This window comes from Actinomadura scrupuli, assembly GCF_050971785.1.
In the GTDB taxonomy this organism is placed as follows: domain Bacteria; phylum Actinomycetota; class Actinomycetes; order Streptosporangiales; family Streptosporangiaceae; genus Actinomadura_E; species Actinomadura_E scrupuli.
The window spans coordinates 285,311-309,325 of sequence record NZ_JBPCCU010000012.1 but is presented as its reverse complement, the minus strand read 5'-3'; the positions used below and the strand labels follow the sequence as shown (position 1 = coordinate 309,325).

Below are 24,015 nucleotides of genomic sequence, written 5' to 3'. Positions count from 1 at the left end.
AAGCCCGCCGCAAAGCCCTGCCCGCCTGGCTCCACCACTACAACCACCACCGACCCCACACCGCCACCGGCGGCAAACCACCCATCACCAGATTGACCAACGTCCCTGGGCAGTACAGCTAGCCAGCGCTGCCCCGGCCGTTCGGGCATGGTGCGAATGGATCGGCGCCCGCGCCGCACGCCCGTAGCGGCGGGACCGAGGAGGCGAGGCGATGTCCGCTACGCGCTACCGCCGTTGACTTATAAGGGGCCCGATTCGGCAGCGCTGGGCACCGGATTAGAAGAAGGATCACGACCGTCCACAGCCGTCCACGACAGAGTGTGCGCCCTGCTCACGGGTGCGTTGCACTACCGCTCAGTCCACGGCCGTCCAAGATCGTCCAGAGTCGTTGTTAGCACCCGCGTTCGCAGCTTGGCGCTATGAGAACCCTCGAAATTCGAGGGCAACCCGACCCGGCTCGCACGGCCGGCCACGGCCCGAGAAATGGAAGCGGGGCGGCAGCGATCGCCCCAGCCCGTACGACGGCCAACCACCCACAGCGATCGATACGGCCCGCAGCACGGGACCCTGCCAGCTTTGCCGTACGATCACGGCGTCTTGTTCCTCGGCGTGAGGTCGCCCATGGTGCGTTGGCCGCAAGGAGCGGGCCGCTTCCTGCCGGTAGTCGTGGCTGCTGGCTGGTGGGGATATCTCGTCCTGAGCGCTGATTCCCCGCAGATCGCAGCCTTCTACGCGGGCACGGGTGGCATGGGTGTCCTGTTCTATCGCTGGCGTATGAAACAGGACCGCCTGGCCCAAGTCCTCTGCCTGATCGCCTTCGGGACTTGGGGCGTCGCTGTCGGTGTGGCGTCCGTGTTTCCCCCAAAGAGTCTCACTTCTGACGAGCCTGCTACCTGGGTCGCCGGGGCAGCCCTGTTGACCGGTCTTATCGGTGCGATCGTGGTCTTGGTTCATGCCTTCCTGACACGAGGTCGCAATGATCAAGACGATGGTGATTCCGCTCGCCCAGTTCTTCCCCGTCCTCCTCATGGCTGACGAGTCCACCGTGCAGTGACTTGGACATGACGAGTTGCTCCCTGGGCGCTCGGGGCCAGAGCATTCCGATGTGAGCCTTGCTCTCGTCCTTCGATGGCCGGCCCATGGGCTGGAGGCCGGACGGCCGTGCCGGGACCAGCCGGAACAGGCCGCACGCCCGGCGCGGCCGGTCCGGCCTGGCGACGCGTAGCGGCGCCCTTGAAACCGAAGAGAAAGGTCTCATCCGGTCGGGACCACGTTGTTGATGATCTTGAACCGGGGTCTGCGCAGTGACTGTGATCGTTCACCGCGTCCAGCGGAGCTCGCACGCTCTCACCCAACCGGCGCGGTACTCGTTCTCCGCCGTGGTGCTGGATCGGATATCGGGCGGTAGCGGCCAGACCCGGGAGTCGTGACTGGCCCGCGGATCGTGCTTCATCGAGTAGAGGTCGGTGCAATTGGCATACGGCGATCTTGCGTGGCCAGAGTGATCACGAAAGGTATAAAGGGTGATCCTCGCGCCTGCGCCGGGTGTGGGTGGACTGGTGCTCATCTCTTGCGAGGCGTTCGCGTAGCCGTGTTTCCACGCCTCAGTGCCCCGCCTGACAGGGGCAACGGAGACGGCGTCGGCGGCCAGCAAGATTCCGACGACGATGCAGAGGGCAACGGTTGCCGATGTTGATCGTTGGCCAAGGGGCATGACCGGAACCGTACAAGCGTCGCTTATCGATCGTCACCAGACGCGCAAGGCACTCATCACCGTGTCCGTCCTGATGAACGTCTGTGGTCGGCGCATTGGGTGTTTCTGGGTTCGGGTGGCCTGGTGGCCAAGGTGGTAAAACGCTCGAACATGCGGCGTAGCCCCCGGATGGGACCAACTCGTAGCCGACTGAGCCGACGGTCGGCAGCGGCGAGCCCTCGCCGCCGCCGTGGCCGTGAGTTCACCTTCACGTTAACGGCGAGGTGATGTTCGCCAGGAGCAGCCGTGTTCTGATTCCATATGGTCGGCTGTGGACTCGGTGCGAACTTTGACGTGTGCCCGGAAATCGCAGGAGAGGAAGTATCAATAGTGGCGGCAGTAGCGGATCTCGAGGCAATTATAGGCCCCCCTACGGTTACGCCTCCTCCGGTTGATTGGGCCGAGATCGAAAGACTTTCAGGCCTCGTCTTCCCCGCCGACTATAAGGAACTCACTCGACGATATGCGGCGTTGACCGTCGACGCGTTTCTAGACGTGTTCCACCCTGGAGTCCCGGCCAACCCTCGGAAGATGTTGGCACAATGCCAAGAAGTTCTGGCGCCGCTTCGCCAGCTCACGGATGGTCGTGATGGAATTGATTTGATCGACGACAATCGAACCAGAACCAGGGCCAAACCATTTCCGATCCACCCGGAGCCGTGCGGGCTATTTCCCTGGGGGGTATCCGATAACGGTGATTTCTGTCTTTGGCTAACAGATCCAGACCCGGCGGTCTGGTCGATCGTCATCACTGATGGCGGACTTTGGTGGCACCATGAGGGAACCTTGACTGACCTGCTGGTTGGAGTGCTGGGCCGAACTTTTAGTTGCGTCAAACTACCTTCGAGCTTTCCGCAGGGATTCGGCATCGAAGAGAGAAGGAAGTAGCAGCCTTCAGTGAACCTTTTCCATCTTCATGTGGCGCAGACCAGACCTTGCCCGCGTGCGATCTGGGCGGCACAGGTGGACGCCTCGTCGGCTTGCTGTAGGACATGGCGAAGTAGATGTAAGGGGCCACTCGCCCCGCGGATCAACGGCGTACCCGCCCATGGGCTGTCGTCGTCAAGCCGCTCGCCGCTGTTCGGCCAGCGTTTGACCAGGGTTTCCGCGAATCGAGTGATGGCAGGGGGCGCCGGCGTCATCGCATCGGTGTCGAGGTATCGGTCATACAGATCCCCGTGGATGGCAGTGACTTCCCGATCACCAGTCGGTTGGTCGCCCTCCAAGACGGCAAGGTCGTAAGTCATCGCTGGAGGATCGCGTGATCCACTACGCGACATCTAGGGTCGGCTCATTCCGGCAAGGACGGCTTCGTGGGCTATCAAAAGAGCAGGTCTGTGAGGTCCTCGCCGCCGTCCTGGTCGTGGACTCCGTAGTGCCCGCGGTGCAGCATTCCGCGTAGATGGTCGACGGACTCTCGTAGCCGCGCGATCTCGTCGATCGCGTTTCGCCAGGTCGAACTCGCTGGTCCTGCTGTCGAGCAGCATCAGCCTGCGGCGCAGGATGTCCTTCTCCTCGCCGCGGATCGAGGCCGCGAGTTCATAGTCCTGGGCGTGGATGGCCACTTCTTTGCGGTGGCGTACCTGCTCGAGTTGCTCGTTGAGGGCGGGCACCCCGGCGGGCAGTACAAGTTCAGGGCCTATGAGTGGTTCTGCCTGCCTGCCGTACTCGACACATCCGTAACACATGATCTGGCAGACTCGCCCGCGTGCGGTGACGACCTTGTCGGCGGTGACGCTGAACCCGGCCAGTATCTGGGCTGCGAATCCGCCCTCACGCAGCAGGCCGATCAGCAGATGATCGGTTCCGATCCGGTTCGATTCCGTGCCCGGGCTTTCCAGCGAGGCCAGGGTCAATGCCTGGCGTGTTCCTTGCGAGAATGGGATGTGCTCTGGGGCGGGCTGCTCACCCAGTCCCATCTGTTCCTCGATCGCACGTTGAAGCGTGTCCGGTGAGACGTCCAATTCCGCGAGGATCGAGCTGGCCATCCCGGAGCCGGTAGTCAGGCTGAGCAGTACATGGCCGGTCGTAACCTCACCATGATCCATAGCACGTGCCTTGACCTGTGAAGCTTTCACAGCAGTACGGGCACGGGCCGTATAGGGGCCGAGATCAACCCTTTCAGAGTCTGGGGCCATGTGCACTTCCCTCGTGTCAAACTTGATGGCACCCGTCGGGCTCGTGGTGTCGCACCCGTTCTTCGACATCGGCAGAGGATGCCCTCTACCGCGTCACGGCCCATTGTGCGCGTATGCACCCCCGTGGCGCAGACGATCACGCTGTGCGTGAAGTCCCAGGCGGACTCCTGCATTCCCTTCGACGTCCATGTCGCGGTAGGTGACCTGGTCAAGCTTCCCAAAGGTCATCGGACAGGCCCCGGGCCGAGCTGGGCAGAGCCATGGCGGGCCCACTCATGGCCGTCCGGGGTGAGCGTGTCCCGGCTGAGCTCGATCACCTCGCCGGAACTCGGTGGGCTTGGTCACATGATGTCGGCCTGGCTGACGAGGTTCAGGCTCCGGTTCCAGAGTTCGGTGCGGGCGAGGGTGTCGTAAGCCTGGGCGTTGGCTCTGGTGTCGCGGGTCCGGTCGAAGAACCGGCCGGTGGTCGCGGCGAGGGCGTTGCTGCTGACAAGGCGGTGGGTGGCTGTGACGCCTTCGTCAAGGCTGTCGATGTGGTGGCCGATCTCCTCCAGGACGATTTTGGTGGGCATATAGGTAGCCGGGTGAAGGCTGTTAACGGTGACCTGGTCGGCGGGAAGACGGGTGGCCAGCTCGAAGCCGGACATGATCTGGGCGAGTTTGCTCTGGCCATAGGCACGCATGCCGCTGTAGTCGTGCTCGATCATGAGGTCCTCGAAGTCGAGCGGGTGCTGGCCGATGGAGGCGACGTTGACGATCCGGGCCGGCGCCGATCGACGCAGCAGTGGAAGCAGTTCGAGGGTGAGGAGGAACCCGGCGAGGTAGTTCACGGCGAAACGTAGTTCATGTCCCTCGACGCTGGTGCGGCGGGTGCGCCCGTCAGGCCGGCCACCGCCGATGCCGGCGTTGCTGACGAATACGTCGAGCCGGTCGGTGGCCTCGCGCACGTCGGTGGCCAGACGTTGCACTTGAGACAGGTCGGACAGGTCGGCCAGGACGGTGCGTGGCCGTTGCGCTCGGTGGGTATCGCGGATGTCGTCGGCGGTGCGGTCGAGCTTGCCGGGGTCTCGGCCGTGCAGAATCAAAGTGGCACCGTCGGAGGCGAGCTTGTGCGCGAGGGCCCGGCCGAGGCCGTCGGTGGCGCCGGTGATGAAGATCGTTCGCTGGTCGGTCATGGCTGCTTCCTACGGCGTGAGACGGGTGAAGCCGGGTCGGATCGCGGCCCGGCAAGCGTGGAGACGAGTTCCTCGACCAGCTGTTGGTCCACGGGCTGGCGGGTGGCGAGTAGTCGGTACCACAGGGTGCCGAACACGATGTCGGTGATGGTGCCGGGCGGTAGGCCCGGCGGGAGGTCACCGCGAGTCTGTGCCCGGTCGAGAATGATCTTGAGTGCGTCTCGGCGGTGCTGGAGGAACGAGGCGCGGAACCGCTCGCCGAACTGGGCGTTGATCTGCGCCTCGGCCATGAGGGCGCACAGCGCCTCGACGACCTGCGGGTTGCGGCCGAGGGCGAAGCTGTCGGTGAGGAACGCATGCAGGTCAGCGGCATAACTGCCCTCATCCGACACCGGCACGTACAGATCTGCCTTGGTGGCCAGCGCGTCGAGGAGCACGTCGGCCTTGGAGGGCCACCAGCGGTAGATCGTCTGCTTGCCGGCCCCGGACCGGGCGGCGATCCCTTCGATCGTCACACCGGCGTAGCCGACCTCGGCGGTGAGCTCGATCGCCGCCGCGAGGATCGCCAGCCGGCTTTCCTCGCTGCGTTTGCGGCCTGGGCGCCCCGGGCTTGGCTGGTCATTCACAGCACCCATGCTAGCCTGATTTCGAGACGAGACGTAACGGTTCGATTTAGGAGCGTCAGGATGAGCAATCACACAGCACTCGTCGTCGGAGGAACGTCCGGCATCGGGCTGGCCACCGCCCGCCGGCTACAGGCCCTGGGCACAACCGTCCATGTCGTCGGACGAGGCAAGGAACGTCTCGACGACATCGCGACCACCGACCCGGCGATCACCGGTCACCGGGCGGACGGCAGCAATCGTGGTGAGATCACCGCCGTGGTCGAGGCGATCGGAAGGATCGATTGGCTCGTCATTACCCTCAGCGGCAGCGAAGGGCCAGGACCCATCGCCGACCTGGACCTGGACATGCTCCGCCGCGCCTTCGACGCCAAGTTCTGGGGCCACATCACCACCATCCAGGCGGCCCTGTCGCACCTGGCACCGACGGGCTCGATCACGCTGCTCGGCGCGATCACAGCCCGGGCAAGTATGCCCGGCACCGCCGGTATCGCCGCCATCAACGGAGCCGTCGAAGCCGTCGTCAAGCCGCTCGCCGCCGAACTTGCACCCATCCGGGTCAACGGCGTCTCACCCGGCCTCGTCGACACACCCTGGTGGAGCGGCCTGCCCGACGACGCCCGGCAGGCCTACTTCACCCAGGCCGCTCAGGCACTACCGGCCCGGCGCATCGCGACTGCGGAAGACATCGCCGAGGTCGTGGTGCTGGCGGCCACGAACGCGAACATCACCGGCACGATCATCGAGACCGACGGCGGCGCGCGCCTCGTCTCCATGGCCTGACTCGAAAGCACCTGGTCAGCCTGCGTACCTGCGAGCATGATCGCAGGTACCACCGGAATCGGGTGTAGAGCTCCGCCCCGACCGCACCCCGGCCAATCTGATGTTGATCCCGCGCGCCGCTGGGCCGGTGATCGTGGCTGCGAGCAGCTTCCGATTCCGGATTGATCGGGTAGAGCCTGCCTGGGATGGTTCCCTGGACGTCCATCTCGCGGGCGAGCGGCGGGCGACCGAGCACACCGCCAAGGTCGGCGACGTCATCGATGTACCGACCGCTGCGGGGGGTCGCCACGTGAGGCCGCTGATCCGAGCTACGACATTGGGGAGACCGAGTTGACAGGTGAGGACAGAACAGCCGCAAAGGACACAGCGAGCGCTGCACGGGCGTTCATGGCGCTGCCAGCGCGAACGGACGACGGAACGGCGCCGTTTCTACGGTGTCTGGCGGACGTGGCCCATGTCCTCGGAATGGAGATCGCGCCCGAGCCGGATCTCGGTGGACAACGGCGCTGGGATCAGCTGGTACGACGAGCCCTGCGAGAGGCCTGCCGCCAAGGACTGACGCTACCCGACGCGTCCTTCGACGTGCTCATCAAGGCGGCTGTCTACGACCCGAACCCGAGCGCCAATCGTCAGTTCCTCGAGCCGGCGCTGAACGCATTCGGACGCCAGCGCGTCCGCTCAGCGCTACTCGACTATCTGCGGGCGGGCACTAACGGGGAGCGGGCCGGCGCCGCGCGGGCGTGGTACTGGTCGGCTCTACCGCTCAGGCTCCACCAGCTGAGAGCAGAGAACCCAAGCAACGAAAGCCACGCCGAGGATGATGACGGGTCGGTCCTGGCGCGGGACTGGTATGAGGCCGCGCTCCGAGAATTCGTGCACAACGAGCACATCGACGTTCGGCGTTGCATTCTCCCCGGACTACCTCTCTGGCGGTCTGCGTACGCGCCGGAGCTGCACGACCTGGTGGACGCGGCGGTGTCGATCGCTCGCTCGCATCCAGACGAGTACATCCGCCACCGTGTGGAACACCAGGTTCGCGAATGACCGTGGCCCGAAGATCTCCGAGATCGGTGCCCGAATCCGCAGCGCACGGAACCTGCGCAGGTTCAGTCACCATCCTGACCAGAACTCCCTCGCCAAATGAAGATCACCGCACTGGACAGCACCGGCAGACACCGATCATCTCAACACGTCTACCCGTACGTGGCTCTGCACCGGAAGCTGTACGCCGACACCCCCTTCGGCGGCTCAGAAGCAGAGGCGCGCGCTCTCAACGGAAGATAAGCGGATGGTGTTCGAGCGATGTGCGTCCGCTTATTAGGGTTGCGGGCCTGGAAACGTAAACGCCTCTGACGATGTTTCTGCTGATCAGAGGTGAAGTGTGGGCAGGGGCGGGGTCGAACCGCCGACCTTCCGCTTTTCAGACGTAGCAATCGCCCTGGTGACGGAGTACCTGCCGAGGTCGGACGGTGGCTGAGGTGTGTCGGTGGTAGTCAGTGGTGGCGGACGTTGTCGTCAGCGTTGTCGTCAACGGGAGGGCGCTGGACCTGGTCTCTTCGTCGTCGTTCGTGCCGGGCGTGCTGGCCTGCTCGGGACCGCTGGGCTCTGTTGATGAGGAGTGTTCGGGGCTCTGACGCGAGCTCGTACAAATCGACTTCAAACGGGTCGGCGTCGTGGTCGATCAGGCGGCCGAGCGCTTCTCGATCCTGCTCTACGGTTGGCTGGCGCCGGACTTCGTCCCGCCACGCCCGGCCGCTCGCCTCTGCGTTGTCCACGCATTGACCGTACCGCGTGGGTGTCCGCTGAGCTCTCCCAGCTCCGCGCCATCCCGGCCCGGTCTCAACATCCGTAGGTCAATCGGGCTGGTCGGCCTCTGCGTCCTGTCTCAGATGCTCTCGCACGTTCGCTAGTTGCTGTCGGGTGGTTGATGTGTCCGGGTGCTCGACGCCTAGTATTCGTTCCCGCATTGCCAGCACTTCGCGGAAGATCTGTTCGGCCTCGGCGTACCGGCCCAGGTTTGCGGTCATCCGCGCGACCTCGTGTCGGGTGGTCAATGTGTCCGGGTGCTCGACGCCCAGTACCCGTTCCCGTATCGCCAGCACTTCGCGGAAGACCTGTTCGGCCTCGCTGTACCGGCCCTGTTCCCCGGCCATCCGCGCCACCTCATGCCGGGGGAACAACGTATGTGGATGCTCAACGCCCAACGTCCGTTCCTTGATCGCCAGCACTTCGCGGAAGACTTGTTCGGCCTCGGCGTACCGGCCCAGGTTTGCGGTCATCCGCGCGACCTCGTGTCGGGTGGTCAATGTGTCCGGGTGCTCGACGCCCAGTACCCGTTCCCGCATCGCCAGCACTTCCCGATAACCCTGTTCGGCCTCGCTATGACGGCCCAAGTTCCCTGCGGCCCGCGCCACCTGATGCCGGGCAACCAATGTATCCGGGTGCTCAATCCCCAGCACCCGCTCCCGCATCGCCAGCACTTCCCGATAACCCCGTTCGGCCTCGGCGTACCGGCCCAGGATCCCGGCCATCCGCGCGACCTCGTGTCGGGTGGTCAATGTGTCCGGGTGCTCGACGCCCAGTACCCGTTCCCGCATCGCCAGCACTTCGCGGAAGACCTGTTCGGCCTCGGCGTACCGGCCCAGGTTCATGGCGATTCGCGCGACCTCGTGTTGGGTGGTCAGTGTGTCCGGGTGCTCGACGCCCAGGACTCGGGTCTGAGCTTCCAGGACGGCCTGGCTCTCTGCAGCCGCCTCCTTGAACCGCCCCAGGCTCTGCAGTGCGGTGGCCAGGTTGTTGCGGCTGGTGAGGGTCTGGGGGTGCTCGGCGCCCAGGCTAGTGGCCCTTTTGCGGTAGACCATTCGGCATGCGGCTTCGGCGATTGAATACCGTCCCTGGTCGCGAGCAGTGTCAGCGATGTTGTTGGCATCATCTGGCCGGCAGTCCGCTAATACGGCCCGGATGAGGGGCTCTGGGACATGGTCGCCTGCCGCGCTGCGGCGTTGAACGCTGTCGACGAGGTAGTCAAATACTTGGATGCGAAGGCCGTCGTCATGTGGGAGTAGGAGCGCGGTGGTGGCGCGGCGGGGCTGGGTCGCCCATGCCCACGCTTCTTCTATGGATTCGGGCCGCAGCCGGCCTCCTCCCCGCTCGTTCAGGTAGGCCGTGTGGACGGTCTCCAGTAGGGCTCGGGAAACGGAGGAGGTGTGGCCGGCGCGGCGGACGTCGATCGCGGCGGCGATGAGCGCTGCTGCACGTGGATGGCTGGGCGTGTGGGGGTCGGTGTTGGGACTCCACGCGTTCTCCCAGTCCCGAAGGAGCTCGGGTGCGGCTGCCAGGTACTCCGCGATTCCATATTCATCGGCCCGAGTCAGAGCGTCGCTGATGCGGGGATCCCAGTCTCTGGCTCGGGCACGGTCCTGTTCAGCTGGGCTGAACAGGCGCGGCAGGCTGATGCGGTAGGCCTGCTCGAGGGCTTCACGGGCGTCCTTGCGAGACTGACGCCCGCCGTCCTCACTCGCCGGTTCGCTGGTGAAACGGTCCTCCTCAGCGGCTCGTAGAGTCGCCAGAATCACGCGGTGTGAGCTCTCTCCGGCGAGTACACGCATCACATGAGCGCGAGTCAGACCGTTGGCTCCCAGGAAGTTCTCCAGATCGTTGAGCCACAGGACACATCGACGGGTGGTCACGGCTTCGGCGATCGCGGCAGGCAATGCCGTCCGGTCGTTCGGAGCGATCAGCACATGGTCGGGCAGGGCAGTCATCGCCTCGTAGGCGGCTCGTGACTTGCCCGCCGTGGAATCTCCTACCAGCAGCACGAATCCGCCTCGGGCCACATGCTCCCGCAACTGCTCGTCGATATCGCGAGGCACATAGACCGGGACGCGCTCAGCAGCCTGCCTACCGGCGTCTTCCGGACTGACCGCTATCGCAGGCATAGCCGGGTGAACACCCAATCTGATCGGGTCGGTCACCTCGCTGACCCTGGGCAACTTTCCACCTGGCAGGACCAGGCAGCCGCCCTCGATCTGGAGCTCCTGCTCATCTCGGCGCTGAGCTGCCTTCTTGTACTGCTCCTGCCACGCTGCGGTCACCCCCGCTCCCAACACTGCCACGCCCAGTGATGCTCCACTGACCGCCCACGCATTGGTGACCTTGAAGGCACTGAGCACCGCCGGAACGGTCGTGAGTATCGCCAACCCACCAACCACCAGTAGCAGCCGACTCTCCCGCCACCTGCCCATGTCTCCGCTCACCTCCCGCTGACCGGCAGGTTCTCACTCCAACTATCCCGGAGGGGCCAAACAATGGATGTGGCCACAACCCGCCGTTGCCTGATCCTCCGGGCGATTCGCGCAGCCCACCACTGCATGCTCAGAGATTCGAGTCATCGCACGTCGTTCGCGAGATTGTCGGCCCCAGCGACCATTGAATGACCATTACGATCTATGCTCATGCCCGGCTGGATGAGAAGCAGGCGGCACTCAAAGCGGATGCCCTCGGCTGAACCAGCCGATCACAGGAGGCTCCGGACGCGGTTTCCGGAGCCTCACCGTTGTCTGGGGCGACTCGTATGGTTGGCTGGTGCGCCATCTAACAAGATCGTTTGCGACTGGTGCTCTCCGCCAGGGAGTGGAGATCGAGCAACTCCTGGAAGCGTTCGAGGAGGAGGAGCGGAGAGGTCTTCGCTACGCCTGCATCTGGCCGGCAGACCGCTTCCGGGGGTTTGTGGTGCGACTGCACACTGTGCAAGACCTGGAAGAGCCCGGTGGCCTCCCGATCGACGAGTTCCTGCCCTTCTATGAAGCGGATGAGGACCAGGACGGTGCCCGGACCATCGGCGAGGCGGAGTCGGCTGAGGCGGCCCTGGCACTGGCTGAGGCAGAGCTTCGAGCCGATGGGGGCGGTGGGTGAACCAAGGCGTGCTCTACGACGAGTACCACGACTTCGTAGAACAGGGGCGACCGTTGGGTCGCTGGCAGCCTGCGTGAGGTGCTGTTGCTGTCAGCGTTGCCGTCAAAAGACCCCGGGCGATCAAGCTCCGAGGTCTTTTGGCTGGTCAGTGAGGTGGGCAGGGGCGGGGTCGAACCGCCGGCCTTCCGCTTTCAGACGTAGCGATCACCCTGCTGGGGTGCTGTATGCCGAGGTCGGGTGGTGGCTGAGGTGTGCCGGTGGTCGTCAGTGGTGGCGGACGTTGCCGTCAGCGTTGCCGTCAACCAGAGCGCTTGACCCGGTCTCTTCGTCGTCGTTCGTCCCGGCGTACACGGGTGTGGGTGGTAGAGACGTCATACCGACGCCCTGCACGCGGTATTCGGTGCTGCGGCTGGCGGCCGAGAGCCTGCCCCTGTTCGCCCTCGGAGTATTGCCACAGAGCCTACTTAGAGGGACTGCGTGAGGTTGACCATGTTCCCATCGGGGTCATGGACGTGGGCCACGCGTTGTCCCCATGGCATGTCGGTCGATGGGCCGAGCACCCGTCCACCGGCGTGGTGAACGAGGTCGAGCAGGTCGTCGACGCCGTCGACCTCTACGCTCAGCAGGACGCGCTGGGCCGCGGATAGGTCGGTCTTCGCGTCGTTGACCAGTCCGAGCTCTGAATTTCCCAACTTCAAACCGACGAAGAAGATGGTCCCCTCGTCCGGGTAGCGGCGTACTTGGACCGCGCCTAGCAAGCGCTCGTAGAAGGCCTGCAAGCGCGGCAGGTCAGGTGTGGTGATGATGGGCTGGATGGTCATTTTCCGTTCCTCCATGGCGTGGAATCGCTGTCGATGGTGGTACGGATGGGGGTCGCAGAACTCATCGGTGTGGCAGGGGCGTTTTCGCTGGCTGGGCGGGATCGGTCGGCGAGCCGAACAGCGGGATCAGCCGATCGGCGTCGAGGTAGGTGGTGATGCCGCCGATTTGTCCCTCGACCACATCGAGGAGAACCAGAGCGAAGGGCACATGGTCACCGTGGGGGCCAGGTCGCAGCTGCCAGAACGCCGGGGACCCGTTCGCCGCCCTGGCCGGAACGAGGCGCGCCCCCGCGCAAGATCCGCCGGGGTCCGACAGCGCGTTCCCGATCTGGTGGCGGCCGCGAAGCCACCAGATGAAGGGAGGCATCGACATCCGTGCATCTTCGTGGATCAAAGCCACGAGCGCGGCGATGTCGTGGCGCCCGAACGCGTCGCAGTATCGGGTGAGTAGTTCGCGCTGCGCGGGGTCGGACGGCTGGAAGGGGTCGACGGGCATGACGTCGACCGTTCTCAACTTCCCGCGGGCCCGCTGCAGCGCGCTGGTCACCGATGCGACGGTGGTGCCCAGGAGCCGCGCGACCTCCTCGGCCTTCCAGCACAACACATCACGCAAGATCAGCACGGCCCTCTGCCGGGGCGGCAGGTGCTGCAACGCTGCCACGAACGCCAGGCGAATGGTCTCGCTCCGCACGATCGACCGTTCCGGGTCGCCATCGACCGGCAGTGCGAGATCATCTGGAATCGGCTGGATCCAGATCCCTTCCGACGTCGGCTCGCCGATGGGGGATCCGGCTTCCGCCGCCGGGCTGAGATCCATCGCCAGGGCCCGGCGCTGGGCGCTGCGCAGCATGTCCAGGCAGGTATTGGTGGCGATGCTGTACAGCCACGTTCGCAGTGAAGCCCGTCGCTCGTCGTAGCGATCGAACGATCGCCAGGCACGCAGCAGTGTCTCCTGGACTGCGTCTTCGGCCTCGAAGCTTGAGCCGAGCATCCGGTAGCAGTAGCCGGTCAGCTCGATCCGGAACGGCTCAAGCCGGGATGCTCCGCCGGTCAAGGTCTCCACCACTCTTGGACCATATGCGCCGTCACCGACACAGCAGCGGATGACCGATGAGTTTCCGGTTCGACGCTCGTACCCCCGATGACGGAGCGCGCGGCCGACCCGCGCGCCGAACGACAGGGGCAGGAATGACCAATGAGGACCTTCGGGCCGCGGTCGTGGCAGAACGCCGCGAACAGGCGGACATGCTCGCCGCTCTCCGACCGGAACAGTGGGACGCGCCCACCTTGTGTGAGGGATGGCGGGTACGAGAGGTAATCGCGCACACCACGATGCCCTTCCGTACCTCACTGACGCGGACGCTGCTGGAGCTGGTGAAGGCCGGTGGGGATTTCAACCGCATGGCCGATCGCCGCGCGCGCCGCGACGCCGCGGCGTTGCCGCCCGAAAAGCTGCTCGCGTCCCTACGGGCCAATGTCGCGCACCCGTGGACACCTCCCAGCGGAGGCGTCCACGGTGCACTCTCACACGATGTGATTCATGGGCTCGACATCACAGTGGGTCTCGGACTGGACCGCCGGGTTCCGCCCGAGCGTGTCGCCCTGGTGCTGGCCGGGATGCGACCGCGCAACATCGCGTTCTTCGGAGCGGACCTTGAGGGGGTCGCTTTGCAGGCGACCGACCTCCCGTGGGTCTACGGCACAGGTACGCAGATCCGGGGACTTGCGCAGGATTTGCTGCTCGTCCTGTGCGGCCGGCGCGTGCCGCCAAGCCGCCTGGAAGGCAAGGCGGCCCCGAGATTCTCCCGATAGGCGGCGACGGTGACTTGGTGCGTGTTTGAGAAGTCGATCTCGGTTGGTGTGGTTGCGTGATCTTTGTGGGCGGTTCTGTCAGACATGCCACTAGCCGATATCGGCCAGCGGATACACCATGTAGACGTGCCTGGCACGACATCGACGCAGCTTCACGACTTCTCGACAGGCCCATGCAGAATGGCATTATCGGTTGGTGGGGACCTGATTGTTATCGGAGGATGGCTCACCAGGCTACGGGGCCGTCGTCGTTGAACAGGCCGCCCGTGGGTCCGTCCGGGCCGAGGGTTGCCAGCCGTACGGCTATCGCCGCTCCCTGCGCGGCCGTGCGGTGGACGGGATGGCCGGTCGGCCGGGTGAGGTCGGTATCGCAGCCGCCTGGGTCGGCGGCATTGACCAGGACCCCGGCCGTGCGGAGTTCCTTGGCGTACTGCACGGTCAGTGCGTTGAGTGCGGTCTTGGACGGCGCGTAGGCGGCGGAGCCCGGAAGCGATGCCATCGATCCGGTGGGGTCGTGCGAGGTCAGCGACCCCACGCTGCTGGAGACGTTGACGATCCGCGGCGCGGGTGAGCGCTTCAACGGAGTCATGCAGCTGATCGGTGCCCTGGACCTGGCTACCGGGAAGATCTATTACCAGATCCGGCGCCGTAACGGTAGGGACCCTGCGGTGGCTGGAGCGTCCCCGCCTGCGCGGCGGGCGTCTCGATGGGTGGCATGCGAGCTGTGCGTATCCTTCTCCCGTGGCATTGCGATTCACGACGCGCGCGTCCGACTCGCCGTGGGTCGACACCGTGTGGGCATGTACGAGTGACCACGTCACAGAGATGACCTCAGTCGCAACGATGTGCTGGGGCCTGGTTTTCTGGGAGCGCGAGGGCACGCCGTACGCGAGCATCACCGGACCCGAGACCAAGACCGGCACCGCGCCGGTGCCGGAGGGCGCGACCTTCGTGGGCATCGAGTTCGCGGTCGGCACGTCGCTGCGGGCCGTGCCCACGCCGGCTCTGGTCGACGGGGGCGTCGCGCTTCCCCATGCCACGCGTCGGAGCTTTTGGCTGGATGGCGTGCGTTGGGAGTCGCCAGGCCCCGACGACGCTGAGGCGCTGGTCGAACGTCTTGTTCGCTCTGGAGCCATAGTCCGTGACCCGCTCGTCACGGAGGTGCGCCGAGGTCGCCTTCCCACAGTCTCGGCGCGCACCGTCGAACGCCGGTTCCGAGCGGCGACCGGGATGACCCAGGGCGCCGTACGGCAGATCGAACGGGCACGTGAGGCCACGGCGCTCCTGGCCGCCGGCATCCCCGTCTCCGATGTCGTCTCCAAACTCGGGTACTTCGACGAGCCGCATCTGGCCCGTGCGTTGCGCCGGTACGTCGGGCGTACAGCGCGACAACTCCGCGAGGCCACAGGTGGTGCGATCGGCCTGGATATCGATCAGCCGACGACGTCGTAGATCATCTTTACGACACCGTTCGGATAGGCTTCGGACGCCCGGAGGCGCAGTACCTGCTTGGCCTTGTCCGCATTGCTGAACAGGCTCTTCCCGGCTCCGAGCAGTACCGGGAAGACGAGAAGGTTGTACCGGTCGATCAGGTTCGCTTCCGATAGGCGCCGGGCGAGTTCCGCGCTCCCATGGATGAAGATCGGGCCGCCCTCGCTCTTCTTGAGTTCGGCGACGTCCTCGGTCGAGCGCAGGATCGTGATCGGACCCCATCCCTCGATGAGGGCGTCGTGGGAAAGCGCGGTCGAGACCACGTACTTCGGGAGTTCCTTGTAGGCGGCATGGTCGTCCGAGTCAGGCCAGACCGGCGCGAACGCCTCATAGCTGCGGCGACCGAACATCAGCGCCGTCGTTTCCTCAAGCTCCTCCGCCTTGAGCGCGAACGCCTCGGGCAGGAATTCGATGTCGTTGACCACCCATCCGCCGCTGCGGTGTTCCTCGCCCGGCCCACCGCCTGGGGATTCCACAACGCCGTCGAGCGATATGAATCCGGTGTAGACCAGCTCACGCATGTCGTGTTCTCCTCATGACCGGGCGACGAGCGTCGCCACATAGATCGAACGGCCGCAGTGCCAGCCGACACACCGCGGCGGAGTGCAGCACCCACGCTAGGAACCGCCACCGCGCCTGTCTTGTACGGAAACGACGGCAGGAGGAGGCCGGGGGCGCCGCCGACATGGGTGATGATTCTCATCACCGGCCCAACCTGGGGCGATGCTGTGCGCCGGGCTCGCCGAGCCTGACCGACCCTATCCAGAGCGAGGTATGAGGGATTCCGCGGCGGTTTCTGCATTCTCGTCTGGTGTGGGTAGTCGTAGGAGGCCGGGCAGGTGAAGATCCATAGGCAGTAGCCGCGTCCGATGGTCACTTCCGTCGGTGTGGGGGAGGGTGGACGGGATGGGGTGCCGGCGGGGTCGGTGAGGCTCCAGGAGGGCCATCCGCCGACTTCCACCCGTCAGCGATCGACAGCTCGTACTGGTGGCGATGGCCGGTGTCCGTCTCCCACCGCTGGATTCGCTGGTCGAGGTCGTCGGGCAGGAAAAGCGCCGTGTTGGTACTCGGTGATCTGTTCGGGATGCAGCACGGAGGGTTCGGGTAGGCAGTCGAACTCCATCGCCTCTGGTTCGGGCTGCTGGGTCAGCTCGTCGGTGACCTCGGCGGCTGTCACCATCGTAGGGCGATGGCGGGGCAGTAGTTCAGGTCGCTGTGGTCGGTGGGGGCACCACAGCACCTGCAGCAGATCTGTACCCACCGGCCCGCGGAAGTCGGGGATGTCACGTGCGTACAGCTGTGCGACCGCGAACATCGGCAGCGGGTCGTGGCCGGCTGACAAGCTGATCGGATCCCTGGCGATCAGCGTCCGTTCTTCGTCGGTGAGCCGTCTCCGCTGGCACCTTGCTCACGCCTGGACGGAAGATAGGCGGATGGTGTTCGAGCGGTGTGCGTCCGCTTATTGACATTGCGGGACTGGAAACAGAAACGTCTCTGAGCATGTTCCTGCTGGTCAGAGGTGAAGTGTGGGCAGGGGCGGGGTCGAACCGCCGACCTTCCGCTTTTCAGACGAAGCAATCGCCCTGCTGCGGTGCCGTCTGCCGAGGTCGGACGGTGGCCGAAGTGTGCCGGTGGTCGTCAGTGGTGGCGGACGTTGCCGTCAGCGTTGCCGTCAGAGATGGCTGCTCACCTTGATGTGTGGATCATGGCCATTCGATGCGTAGTAGGCATACCTCGCGTTGTTCGTCCAGGACGAGGTAGGTGGCGAGGCCGCGTTCGCCGAAGGTGTGGGTGAGCATGTTGGCCCTGGGATTGGCCGGATTGAACGGTTGTCCGCTCCAGGGTGCCGTTTCCAGCAGGGTGAAGAGCTCTGCGAGCGGGCCGAGGGCTTCGTGGGGGACCGCGGTGATCTGTTTGTCTGCGACCGGGTCCAGTATGAGCCGGTACACCTATCGTTCGGCCTCGCGCTCGGCAAGGGCCTCGCGCCATGATCTTCCCTGGAGGAGGGGCTCGCCAGTGAGAATCTGGTCGGCCCGGGCGTGCATCTGCCGGCGACCTTCTGGGTCTCTCACCGAGTCGCAGGCGGAGATCCACCAACGATGGATGAAATCGTTCAGTACGCCAAGATCCAGGCTCACCCGGACCTCGTCGAGCACGGCCCTGAGCCCGGCGTCGAACGCCTCACGGTCTCGGGGGACGATGAGGGCGGCCCGGATGGAACGCAGGTTCTTCTCGGGCATGGCCACGCTGCTGTGGTCGAAGTCCTGCGGTTGTGCGGGCATCCCGTGCGCCTCTTCCTCTCTCTGTAGAGCTTACAGAGCACGGTCCGACCTGGCCCTGAGCTGAGGAGATTCGCGGAGCAGGATGGGCCGTACAGCGTTGCCGGTAACTGCGGCGATCACTGCCCCGCCGTGGGCACCATGACCGTCCGCCGCGCCGATTGCTTCAGCGTTGTCGTCAAAAAGACCCCGGGCGATCAAGCTCCGGGGTCTTTTGGCTGGTCAGTGAGGTGGGCAGGGGCGGGGTCGAACCGCCGACCTTCCGCTTTTCAGACGTAGCGATCGCCCTGGTGGGGTGCTGTCTGCCGAGGTCGGGGAGTGGCTGAGGTGTGCCGGTGGTAGTCAGTGGTGGTGGACGTTGCCGTCAGCGTTGCCGTCAACTGGAGTGCGGTTGACCTGGTCTCTTAGTCGTCGTTCGTGCCTGGCGTGCTGGCCTGCCCGAGACCGTTGGGCACTATCGATGAGCGGTTGGGCCCTGCCGACTCATACAACTCGATCTTGAACGAGTCGCGGGTCATGATCAATGAGGCGTCCGAGTGCTTCCCGATCCTGCTCAGCGGTTGGCCAGCGCGGATCTCTTCTCGCGACATCCGGCAGCCCGTCTCTACCTTGTACATAACGATTGAATAGCGTGGTCCAGCCTCGGGGCGCTCACTGCGATGGGTTAGGAATCGGGCGTGCTTCCGACACCAAAGTTCTCTGACCTGCTGGGATGCTTGGCCGCCATTGCCTGGCCCGGGAGCTATCTGGCTTACCCAAGGCCTAACGTGCGGATTAGCCCACAACGCGGTCCGTAGCGCCGGACTGGAACCTAGGACTCACCGCTTGTAGGGAGTTGCATGTATGAACCCAGGCCGAGTGTTCTCGCCGGCAGTGCAGCGTTGACCGTGGGGTGGAGAGGCAGGAGGAGCTGCTGTGGCCAGGCGCCCTGCCGCGTAACTAGCCTCCCGAGACCGCCCTATCGAAATCGCTGGCACTCACGAGTTGTGTTTTCCCGTATTTACGGTCCAACTAATAACCGGCTTTCGGATGCGATCGATGCCATAGACCGGTTGGGACATCAAGGAAATACTACGTGAGTCACCTGTTACAGTCAGTACCGCCCACATGGCTAGCCCCCCAGTAAAGGCCTGGCCGTCTTCCCCTTAGCGCCACGGCCAATGCTGGTAAGAGTCCAGAGGGAGCGAATCCCCTTGGTGCCAGATTTCGATGAAGACACTGGGTTCTTGGCAACCGGCCGTTACCGAGTGACGGCGGATGAGGCGTTCGCCCTGCTCGTTGACAACAGCCGATTCGCAAATTCGTCGACGAGAAGAGAGCTTTGGGATGGTTTTGGACGTTATGTCAACCGTTTCTTTTCTCTGGAAGACCTGTACCCAGACCTAGTCTCGCCCGGGTCGCTTATTCACTGCCTGTGGTTGGGTGGTAGCTATATCAGCACCAAGCTGGATCCTGACAACATCGACCTAACAGTGTTCGTCGACGAAGACTCAGCCAGCGCCCTCAGAGGGCAGACGGGTGCGGGCTGGCTGAGGGAAGCCTTCTCTCGCGGCAAGGTCAAGGAAGAGTTCGGGTTGTCGACGATCAAGGTCGGCTACCGGCGGATCGCCTCTGTTTTTCAGCCTGAGAAGCTCTCCAGCGAAGATCAGACGTACTTGCGGGATCGCGGCGCTTGGGATGACTGGTGGCAAAGATGCCGCCAGCAGGGTATAGAGAAGATGGCTCCGACTGTTGAGACCGCTCGTCCCGCCCGCGGCTACCTGGAGGTGACGCTATGAGTAGCTGGCGTCAACGCCTAAGTGAGATGCATGAAGCGGAGGCTGTTGAGTATCTCAGGTCGCTGGGGCCAGACGTCCTAAGCGACGACGATCATGAGACAGTCTTGCGCACGCAGTGGGTCGAATCGGTAAAGAACTACGCGCCCGATGCAGCTCTGACCGAAGAGCTTCTTGTGAGACTTTCAGGGAATAACATTGAACCTGGCGCCCTTGATTTCAAGGTTGGTGAATCGCTCCTAAAGCCTCTCGAAGATGGAATCTCGGCGGCTGCGAATCAAGAGTTGAAACTGGAGATAACTGGACTTTCTGTTGGTAGTACGGTTCTTCATGTGCGCGCGACTCCAGCCACAGTTTCTGGCAAGGAAGAGGGAGCACTCCCAAGTCTTGGATTGTCGCCTGCCAATGCTGCTATCCTAGGTTTTATTCGCTTGATAACGGCAGCGGAATCCGAAGGGGATCTACGAGAGTGGGCTCCTGCCTACAATTCCCTAGATCATCTAGTGCAAGCCCTCGACAAGTTCGACCTATCGCTAGGCCTCCGGTGGCTTTCCCTGAGCGGCTTGGTTCGGTCTACAACCCTAACAGGGCGCGGTCGACAGTATGTCCGTAGCTTGCGCGACACTCGAGAGGAAGTATCAACCATCGTTGTGCGCGGGCGAGTCACTGAACTGCGCGAGGCGGGTGTTGTAAAGATAAAGAGTGGACCATCCAGAACGTCTGCCGCATATGAGGTCAAGGTCGAACGCGAAAAACTTATCAGTATGCACCTAGAGCTCGGAGAGAAGGTAGCCTTTTTGTCTAGAGTTCTAACGAAATTCGATAGGCTTGGTCATGAAAGGTCTCGTAATTACTTCTTTTTGGAGAGAGTCGAATCTCAGGACTCCAGCATTTTCTGATGCGAGTGGCTCATTTTGCAGTGCTAGGCATCGAATTAGAAGAAAGATCATGGCCACTGCCGAGACTTCTTTTACCACTCGATCGGATTGCCCATCAGTCCAGAGCCATCCATGATTGTCCAGGCTTGTTATTGGCATCCGAGTTAGCAGGCACTGCGCTCGTGGCGCTGGGAGATAAGGACTCCGCTTCTGCGGGTTCAGATCGTCAGCGGTGTGCAGGGATAGTTGGCTGACGCTGGCTCCGGAGAGCTAGGTAAGGGCGCGTTGGCAGCGTTGTAGCCGTTTTTCGAGGCGCTCTCGTGTGCTGGTCGTCTCAGGAGGCTGCTGTAGCGCTTGTGTGAGCGCGGCGGCGGCCTCGGCGTACAGACCTTGCTTGATGAGCCAGATGCTGAGCCGGTCGGCCACTTTGGAGTCGGTGCTACCTGCGGCAATAGCTTCACGGTAGGCAGCGATGGCGCCGTCGTGATCTCCGGCTTTTTCTGCTCGTCGCCCCGCGTCGGCGTCCAGAACCGCGACGGTGCCTCGGTCCTGCTGGCTGACAGCCAGGCTCTTCAGCCCTGTGCGTAGGCGCGTCCCACCATGGGCGCTGAGGTTGCCGTGGCGGTCGGTGCCGTAGGACACCCCCAGGAGGTGGCGTGCGATGGCCGGCCTCACGGGCAATGGCGCCCGCCGGTAGAGGTCGAGCAGCATTGGAACGTATGGCGCTGAGCAGACGTAGGCGAAGAGTTCTAGCCAGGCATCTACGTTGCCCCGGTCAAAGTGCAAGCAGTTGATGTAGGCGGTCAGCGTGTCGTCGCGTTTGCCCTTCTGGAAGCGGGTGCACCTTGCGAGCGTGAGCCACGCTGCCGCTACATCCGGGTCAGCCGCACGCTCCATCTGGTTGACGATTTGCTTGAGCGTGCGTTCCAGGCTTGGCCATGTGCTGGCGGCTCGTTCGTCCGACCGGGCGTCGCTGGCCGCGGCGCAATCGGCCTCGGCGGCTGCGAGAGTCTGACGCGCTGCGTCATGACGGCCTTGCAGAGAGGGCGAGGAGTGGTCGAGTCGACCAAGCAAAGTGTCGACAACCCTAGCCAGCTCGGGCTCGTGGCTGAACAGAGTCAGGGGGAGACCCAGTGGGCGGGGATCAAGCATAAGCAGGACCTGCTGGCCACCGAAGTTTTCGTAGAACTCCGCTGGGCATGAGGGCAGTTGTCCTGCTCGGGAGGCAGCGAAGTCGAGTACCGCCCGATGTACCTGGCTGCTGATCTCCTTTGCAAGGTAGCCGACCAGATGTGTCTGCACGAAGATCGCCACGGCATCGGGGTACCTCGAAGAGGGCGGTTCTGGCACGAGCACAGCGCTTCGCACACCGTCCACTCCTGGGTCGGCTGCCACAGCGCGTACGGATTCCCGCCGGTGAGCCTCTCCCGCGACCTCGACCTCGACGTCTCCGGGCAACCACGCTGGAGCAACGACCAGTTGAGGCAGGCGCGCAGGCGTCGTTTCGGGAGGGTTCACCACTGGCCACGGAGATGGTGCAACACTCTGGCCAGCATCCCTCTCTTGCTGGACGGCCGCCCGCTTATCGGTTCCAGCAACCTTGCCACCTGCGCCAACGTCATAGGGCACGGCAGAGGGCTCAATTCCCGATGCCCGGTTGACCTTTACAACATGCTGCAGCCAGGCGTAGAGCTGGTGGAACTCCTCACGCCTTGCCCATACAAAGAGCACGGTGTCCGGATCAGCAGCGGCGTTCGGACCCGTAACCGGCTTCGGCTCGACACCACCGAGACCCAGTTGCAGGTATCCGTTGACGAGACGTCCGGCCTCCCTGAAACGGACATCAGAAAGAGCCTGGAACGGGATACGTCGGGTCCCCTGCGAGTGACCGGAAAGCCGGGACTTGACGCCATGACGGATCAGAAGTATCGCTTCACCGTCGAGGATGATTCGTCCGTTATAGCCGTCATATTCCGTCATAACGTTCAGTATGCGCCCACGTCAGAGCAGCCGCGAGTGTTTCTACGCTACTCGCTGTACCCGGTGCTGTACGGCTCGCGCCAAGCTGAAGGCTATCAATCTGCCGGCTCAGCCTACGTTGGTTCGAACCCATCAGCACCACACCACCGAACGGCCCCTCACCAGGGAAGATCCGGGAGGGGCCGTTCTCGTTGCCGTGCCCGTGGTGCTCGGTAAGTCCCCGTCATTACAGCAGTCGTCCTGATCTGCGACGGTGCTCCAGCATGATCAGTGTCCGACCGCACCACCGATCGAGCGTTCTGCGTTGTCGAGGAGTTCCTTGTATGTGAGTACCTCGACGCGGCCAACGTGCGTGTTGAGCGTACGGAGCGCCTCGTGGATCGCAGTCTCAGGAGCGCTCGGCTGCGCTGCAGGGTGGCCGATGAGGACGGTCGCGCTCGCCCGTCGTGTCTCGATGCCGATCTCTTCGCGGATTCTCAGCCGGTGTTCGTCAAGCCCGACCAGGTAGGCGATCGCCTGACTCACGGCATCATTTACCGTGGACGCCGCCACCCAAGCGCCTCGGTGTCTTTTCACCAGGGGATTGCGCAGGCCCATCGCTAGTTTGAGTTCCACGATCTGGAGTGCTCCGTCGGCACGGACCAAAGGGATGTCGTACTCGTCGCCCGGCACCAGCCTTCGGTACGCCTTTTCATCATGGATGTAGCGCCCACCGAAGATCCAATACTGTCCACTGAGAGCCTGCTGAAGTTGATGCTCCGTTGCTTGAGGGTCCTCGATCACCTTCCGCAGAGCGGCAAGGCCGAGCGCCCGACGCTGAAGTTCGGCTGCCCATAGCAGGGTCTGCCCATCGGCGTCGGCGGCCAACACGGCGAGAGCCTCGGGCTTCATCAGGAGTCGTCGTGCCTCCTCCCGAGCGTCCTCCACGTCCATCCGGTTCCGTAGTACACGCACCATCCAGATCGCTCGCTCGGCCTGCCCTCGCGGAATCCGGTAACGCCCCGGCCGATCGTCTGGAGCCTCGATAAACGCAGCATCTTTAGCAAGAGATTCGATATGACTCATCAACTCTGTCATCGTGGCCTCTGGATGCTCTGCCAAGTAATCTTCGCCAACTTCGGCGACGAACTTCAGGCTTGCCCCAACGATTCCCGCAACGAACTGACGATTAGTCTCCTTGCGCAAACCATCCTGAAAGAGGCGGTACTGTTCCTCCAAGGCAGGCTTCAATATCCGACCCTCGGCGTAGTCAATCGAGTCCTGAAGTAGCCGCACCACATGCCACTCGTCATAGTCGGCTGCCCGCTGTCGAGCTTCAGCCAGAAGCGCTACCAGCTCCGCGCCGCCGCGGCGGTGCCTGCCCGTTCCCCCAGTCATGTGCGCGATCGCCTTACGGATCCATTCCTTCACGCGCTGGTCAACTGCGTGTCCCTCCACCTGCTTGAGTTGAAGTTCCAATGTCCAATCAGTGCGTACCTCCATCCCCAGATTATGCAGTCGCTATCCCCGACAAGTGTCCTTATCGAGGAATTCAGCCGGGCCGCCTAGCCTCGATCTTTCGTGAGGTCGGTTGAGTCGTGTAGCGATCCGGCT

General features: G+C 63.8%; 24 protein-coding genes and 2 tRNA genes. 10 read left to right on the top strand and 16 right to left on the bottom strand.

Annotated elements, in window-relative coordinates; all coding sequences use genetic code 11:
- From ACRYCC_RS39220 to ACRYCC_RS39210, 3 genes are all read left to right on the top strand, one after another.
- Positions 1 to 122, top strand: a 122-nt coding sequence (locus ACRYCC_RS39220; RefSeq protein WP_433819151.1) for an integrase core domain-containing protein, incomplete at its 5' end; no start/stop codon positions are given.
- Between the two features lie 499 nt (positions 123 to 621).
- Positions 622 to 1,035 carry a hypothetical protein gene (locus tag ACRYCC_RS39215; protein WP_433819147.1) on the top strand — a complete coding sequence of 138 codons (414 nt, stop codon included), beginning with the start codon at positions 622 to 624 and terminating at the stop codon, positions 1,033 to 1,035.
- A 1,189-nt stretch (positions 1,036 to 2,224) separates the two neighbouring features.
- Positions 2,225 to 2,641: a hypothetical protein gene (locus ACRYCC_RS39210; protein ID WP_433819146.1), complete on the top strand. Its 417-nt coding sequence runs from the start codon at positions 2,225 to 2,227 to the stop codon at positions 2,639 to 2,641.
- A gap of 26 nt (positions 2,642 to 2,667) precedes the next feature.
- Here ACRYCC_RS39210 and ACRYCC_RS39205 read toward each other — a convergent pair whose 3' ends face one another.
- The 4 genes from ACRYCC_RS39205 to ACRYCC_RS39190 form a co-directional block, all read right to left on the bottom strand.
- Positions 2,668 to 3,000 carry a hypothetical protein gene (locus ACRYCC_RS39205; RefSeq protein WP_433819145.1) on the bottom strand — a complete coding sequence of 111 codons (333 nt, stop codon included), beginning with the start codon at positions 2,998 to 3,000 and terminating at the stop codon, positions 2,668 to 2,670.
- A gap of 33 nt (positions 3,001 to 3,033) precedes the next feature.
- Positions 3,034 to 3,960: a Clp protease N-terminal domain-containing protein gene (locus ACRYCC_RS39200; protein ID WP_433819144.1), complete on the bottom strand. Its 927-nt coding sequence runs from the start codon at positions 3,958 to 3,960 to the stop codon at positions 3,034 to 3,036.
- Positions 3,961 to 4,232: 272 nt separating this feature from the next.
- Entirely contained in the window at positions 4,233 to 5,066 is an 834-nt protein-coding gene (locus ACRYCC_RS39195; protein ID WP_433819143.1) for an SDR family NAD(P)-dependent oxidoreductase, read from the bottom strand.
- Positions 5,063 to 5,692 carry a TetR/AcrR family transcriptional regulator gene (locus ACRYCC_RS39190; RefSeq protein ID WP_433819142.1) on the bottom strand — a complete coding sequence of 210 codons (630 nt, stop codon included), beginning with the start codon at positions 5,690 to 5,692 and terminating at the stop codon, positions 5,063 to 5,065. Before ACRYCC_RS39190 ends, ACRYCC_RS39195 begins: the two co-directional genes overlap by 4 nt.
- A 60-nt stretch (positions 5,693 to 5,752) precedes the next feature.
- Between ACRYCC_RS39190 and ACRYCC_RS39185 the strand changes: the two genes are divergently transcribed.
- Together ACRYCC_RS39185 and ACRYCC_RS39180 are read left to right on the top strand one after the other, a co-directional pair.
- A complete protein-coding gene (locus ACRYCC_RS39185) occupies positions 5,753 to 6,472 on the top strand; it encodes an SDR family oxidoreductase (protein ID WP_433819141.1) in 720 nt (239 codons plus the stop codon).
- A 330-nt stretch (positions 6,473 to 6,802) separates the two neighbouring features.
- Entirely contained in the window at positions 6,803 to 7,516 is a 714-nt protein-coding gene (locus ACRYCC_RS39180) for a hypothetical protein (RefSeq protein ID WP_433819140.1), read from the top strand.
- A gap of 338 nt (positions 7,517 to 7,854) precedes the next feature.
- On the opposite strand, the gene ACRYCC_RS39175 is transcribed toward ACRYCC_RS39180, so the two are convergent.
- From ACRYCC_RS39175 to ACRYCC_RS39165, 3 genes are all read right to left on the bottom strand, one after another.
- Positions 7,855 to 7,930, bottom strand: a tRNA-Phe gene (locus ACRYCC_RS39175).
- Between the two features lie 35 nt (positions 7,931 to 7,965).
- Complete coding sequence (locus ACRYCC_RS39170) at positions 7,966 to 8,247, bottom strand: hypothetical protein (protein ID WP_433819139.1); 282 nt, start codon at positions 8,245 to 8,247, stop codon at positions 7,966 to 7,968.
- Positions 8,248 to 8,325: 78 nt separating this feature from the next.
- Complete coding sequence (locus tag ACRYCC_RS39165) at positions 8,326 to 10,644, bottom strand: tetratricopeptide repeat protein (protein WP_433819138.1); 2,319 nt, start codon at positions 10,642 to 10,644, stop codon at positions 8,326 to 8,328.
- 460 nt (positions 10,645 to 11,104) lie between these two features.
- Between ACRYCC_RS39165 and ACRYCC_RS39160 the strand changes: the two genes are divergently transcribed.
- Positions 11,105 to 11,386, top strand: coding sequence for a hypothetical protein (locus ACRYCC_RS39160; protein ID WP_433819137.1), 282 nt, complete (start codon positions 11,105 to 11,107; stop codon positions 11,384 to 11,386).
- 464 nt (positions 11,387 to 11,850) lie between these two features.
- Here the strand turns inward: ACRYCC_RS39160 and ACRYCC_RS39155 are convergent, their stop codons facing one another.
- Both ACRYCC_RS39155 and ACRYCC_RS39150 read right to left on the bottom strand, forming a co-directional pair.
- Positions 11,851 to 12,207, bottom strand: a complete 357-nt coding sequence (locus ACRYCC_RS39155; protein WP_433819136.1) for a VOC family protein — start codon at positions 12,205 to 12,207, stop codon at positions 11,851 to 11,853.
- A 61-nt stretch (positions 12,208 to 12,268) separates the two neighbouring features.
- On the bottom strand, positions 12,269 to 13,273 hold the full coding sequence (locus ACRYCC_RS39150) for a sigma-70 family RNA polymerase sigma factor (protein WP_433819135.1): 1,005 nt from the start codon (positions 13,271 to 13,273) through the stop codon (positions 12,269 to 12,271).
- 122 nt (positions 13,274 to 13,395) lie between these two features.
- On the opposite strand from ACRYCC_RS39150, the gene ACRYCC_RS39145 reads away from it, so the two are divergent.
- Entirely contained in the window at positions 13,396 to 14,019 is a 624-nt protein-coding gene (locus tag ACRYCC_RS39145) for a maleylpyruvate isomerase family mycothiol-dependent enzyme (RefSeq protein ID WP_433819134.1), read from the top strand.
- 226 nt (positions 14,020 to 14,245) lie between these two features.
- Here the strand turns inward: ACRYCC_RS39145 and ACRYCC_RS39140 are convergent, their stop codons facing one another.
- The gene (locus ACRYCC_RS39140) at positions 14,246 to 14,608 is read right to left on the bottom strand and encodes an SDR family NAD(P)-dependent oxidoreductase (protein ID WP_433819133.1); all 363 of its coding nucleotides are present in this window, start codon (positions 14,606 to 14,608) and stop codon (positions 14,246 to 14,248) included.
- 152 nt (positions 14,609 to 14,760) lie between these two features.
- On the opposite strand from ACRYCC_RS39140, the gene ACRYCC_RS39135 reads away from it, so the two are divergent.
- On the top strand, positions 14,761 to 15,471 hold the full coding sequence (locus ACRYCC_RS39135; RefSeq protein ID WP_433819132.1) for a helix-turn-helix domain-containing protein: 711 nt from the start codon (positions 14,761 to 14,763) through the stop codon (positions 15,469 to 15,471).
- Here the strand turns inward: ACRYCC_RS39135 and ACRYCC_RS39130 are convergent.
- From ACRYCC_RS39130 to ACRYCC_RS39115, 4 genes are all read right to left on the bottom strand, one after another.
- Positions 15,453 to 16,031 carry a dihydrofolate reductase family protein gene (locus ACRYCC_RS39130; RefSeq protein ID WP_433819131.1) on the bottom strand — a complete coding sequence of 193 codons (579 nt, stop codon included), beginning with the start codon at positions 16,029 to 16,031 and terminating at the stop codon, positions 15,453 to 15,455. The two genes, ACRYCC_RS39135 and ACRYCC_RS39130, sit on opposite strands and share 19 nt — an antisense overlap.
- A 1,006-nt stretch (positions 16,032 to 17,037) precedes the next feature.
- A tRNA-Phe gene (locus ACRYCC_RS39125) sits at positions 17,038 to 17,100 on the bottom strand.
- A 113-nt stretch (positions 17,101 to 17,213) separates the two neighbouring features.
- Positions 17,214 to 17,459, bottom strand: coding sequence for a hypothetical protein (locus tag ACRYCC_RS39120; protein WP_433819130.1), 246 nt, complete (start codon positions 17,457 to 17,459; stop codon positions 17,214 to 17,216).
- Entirely contained in the window at positions 17,460 to 17,792 is a 333-nt protein-coding gene (locus ACRYCC_RS39115) for a DUF6247 family protein (protein WP_433819129.1), read from the bottom strand.
- A gap of 1,193 nt (positions 17,793 to 18,985) precedes the next feature.
- Here ACRYCC_RS39115 and ACRYCC_RS39110 point away from each other — a divergent pair.
- The gene (locus tag ACRYCC_RS39110; RefSeq protein ID WP_433819128.1) at positions 18,986 to 19,567 is read left to right on the top strand and encodes a DUF6932 family protein; all 582 of its coding nucleotides are present in this window, start codon (positions 18,986 to 18,988) and stop codon (positions 19,565 to 19,567) included.
- Positions 19,564 to 20,463: a hypothetical protein gene (locus ACRYCC_RS39105; RefSeq protein WP_433819127.1), complete on the top strand. Its 900-nt coding sequence runs from the start codon at positions 19,564 to 19,566 to the stop codon at positions 20,461 to 20,463. The genes ACRYCC_RS39110 and ACRYCC_RS39105 overlap by 4 nt, the downstream gene beginning before the upstream one ends.
- A 249-nt stretch (positions 20,464 to 20,712) precedes the next feature.
- Here the strand turns inward: ACRYCC_RS39105 and ACRYCC_RS39100 are convergent, their stop codons facing one another.
- Entirely contained in the window at positions 20,713 to 22,422 is a 1,710-nt protein-coding gene (locus tag ACRYCC_RS39100; protein ID WP_433819126.1) for a DUF4429 domain-containing protein, read from the bottom strand.
- Between the two features lie 267 nt (positions 22,423 to 22,689).
- On the bottom strand, positions 22,690 to 23,904 hold the full coding sequence (locus ACRYCC_RS39095) for a Shedu anti-phage system protein SduA domain-containing protein (RefSeq protein ID WP_433819125.1): 1,215 nt from the start codon (positions 23,902 to 23,904) through the stop codon (positions 22,690 to 22,692).
- Positions 23,905 to 24,015: the final 111 nt, after the last annotated feature.

Coding starts and splice junctions, on each gene's coding strand:
- ACRYCC_RS39195 (WP_433819143.1), bottom strand. CDS start 5,066: ATGACCGACCAGCGAACGATCTTCATCACCGGCGCCACCGACGGCCTC.
- ACRYCC_RS39205 (WP_433819145.1), bottom strand. CDS start 3,000: ATGACTTACGACCTTGCCGTCTTGGAGGGCGACCAACCGACTGGTGAT.
- ACRYCC_RS39140 (WP_433819133.1), bottom strand. CDS start 14,608: ATGACTCCGTTGAAGCGCTCACCCGCGCCGCGGATCGTCAACGTCTCC.
- ACRYCC_RS39145 (WP_433819134.1), top strand. CDS start 13,396: ATGACCAATGAGGACCTTCGGGCCGCGGTCGTGGCAGAACGCCGCGAA.
- ACRYCC_RS39215 (WP_433819147.1), top strand. CDS start 622: ATGGTGCGTTGGCCGCAAGGAGCGGGCCGCTTCCTGCCGGTAGTCGTG.
- ACRYCC_RS39100 (WP_433819126.1), bottom strand. CDS start 22,422: ATGACGGAATATGACGGCTATAACGGACGAATCATCCTCGACGGTGAA.
- ACRYCC_RS39185 (WP_433819141.1), top strand. CDS start 5,753: ATGAGCAATCACACAGCACTCGTCGTCGGAGGAACGTCCGGCATCGGG.
- ACRYCC_RS39105 (WP_433819127.1), top strand. CDS start 19,564: ATGAGTAGCTGGCGTCAACGCCTAAGTGAGATGCATGAAGCGGAGGCT.
- ACRYCC_RS39130 (WP_433819131.1), bottom strand. CDS start 16,031: ATGCGTGAGCTGGTCTACACCGGATTCATATCGCTCGACGGCGTTGTG.
- ACRYCC_RS39115 (WP_433819129.1), bottom strand. CDS start 17,792: ATGCCCGCACAACCGCAGGACTTCGACCACAGCAGCGTGGCCATGCCC.
- ACRYCC_RS39200 (WP_433819144.1), bottom strand. CDS start 3,960: ATGTCGAAGAACGGGTGCGACACCACGAGCCCGACGGGTGCCATCAAG.
- ACRYCC_RS39155 (WP_433819136.1), bottom strand. CDS start 12,207: ATGACCATCCAGCCCATCATCACCACACCTGACCTGCCGCGCTTGCAG.
- ACRYCC_RS39095 (WP_433819125.1), bottom strand. CDS start 23,904: ATGGAGGTACGCACTGATTGGACATTGGAACTTCAACTCAAGCAGGTG.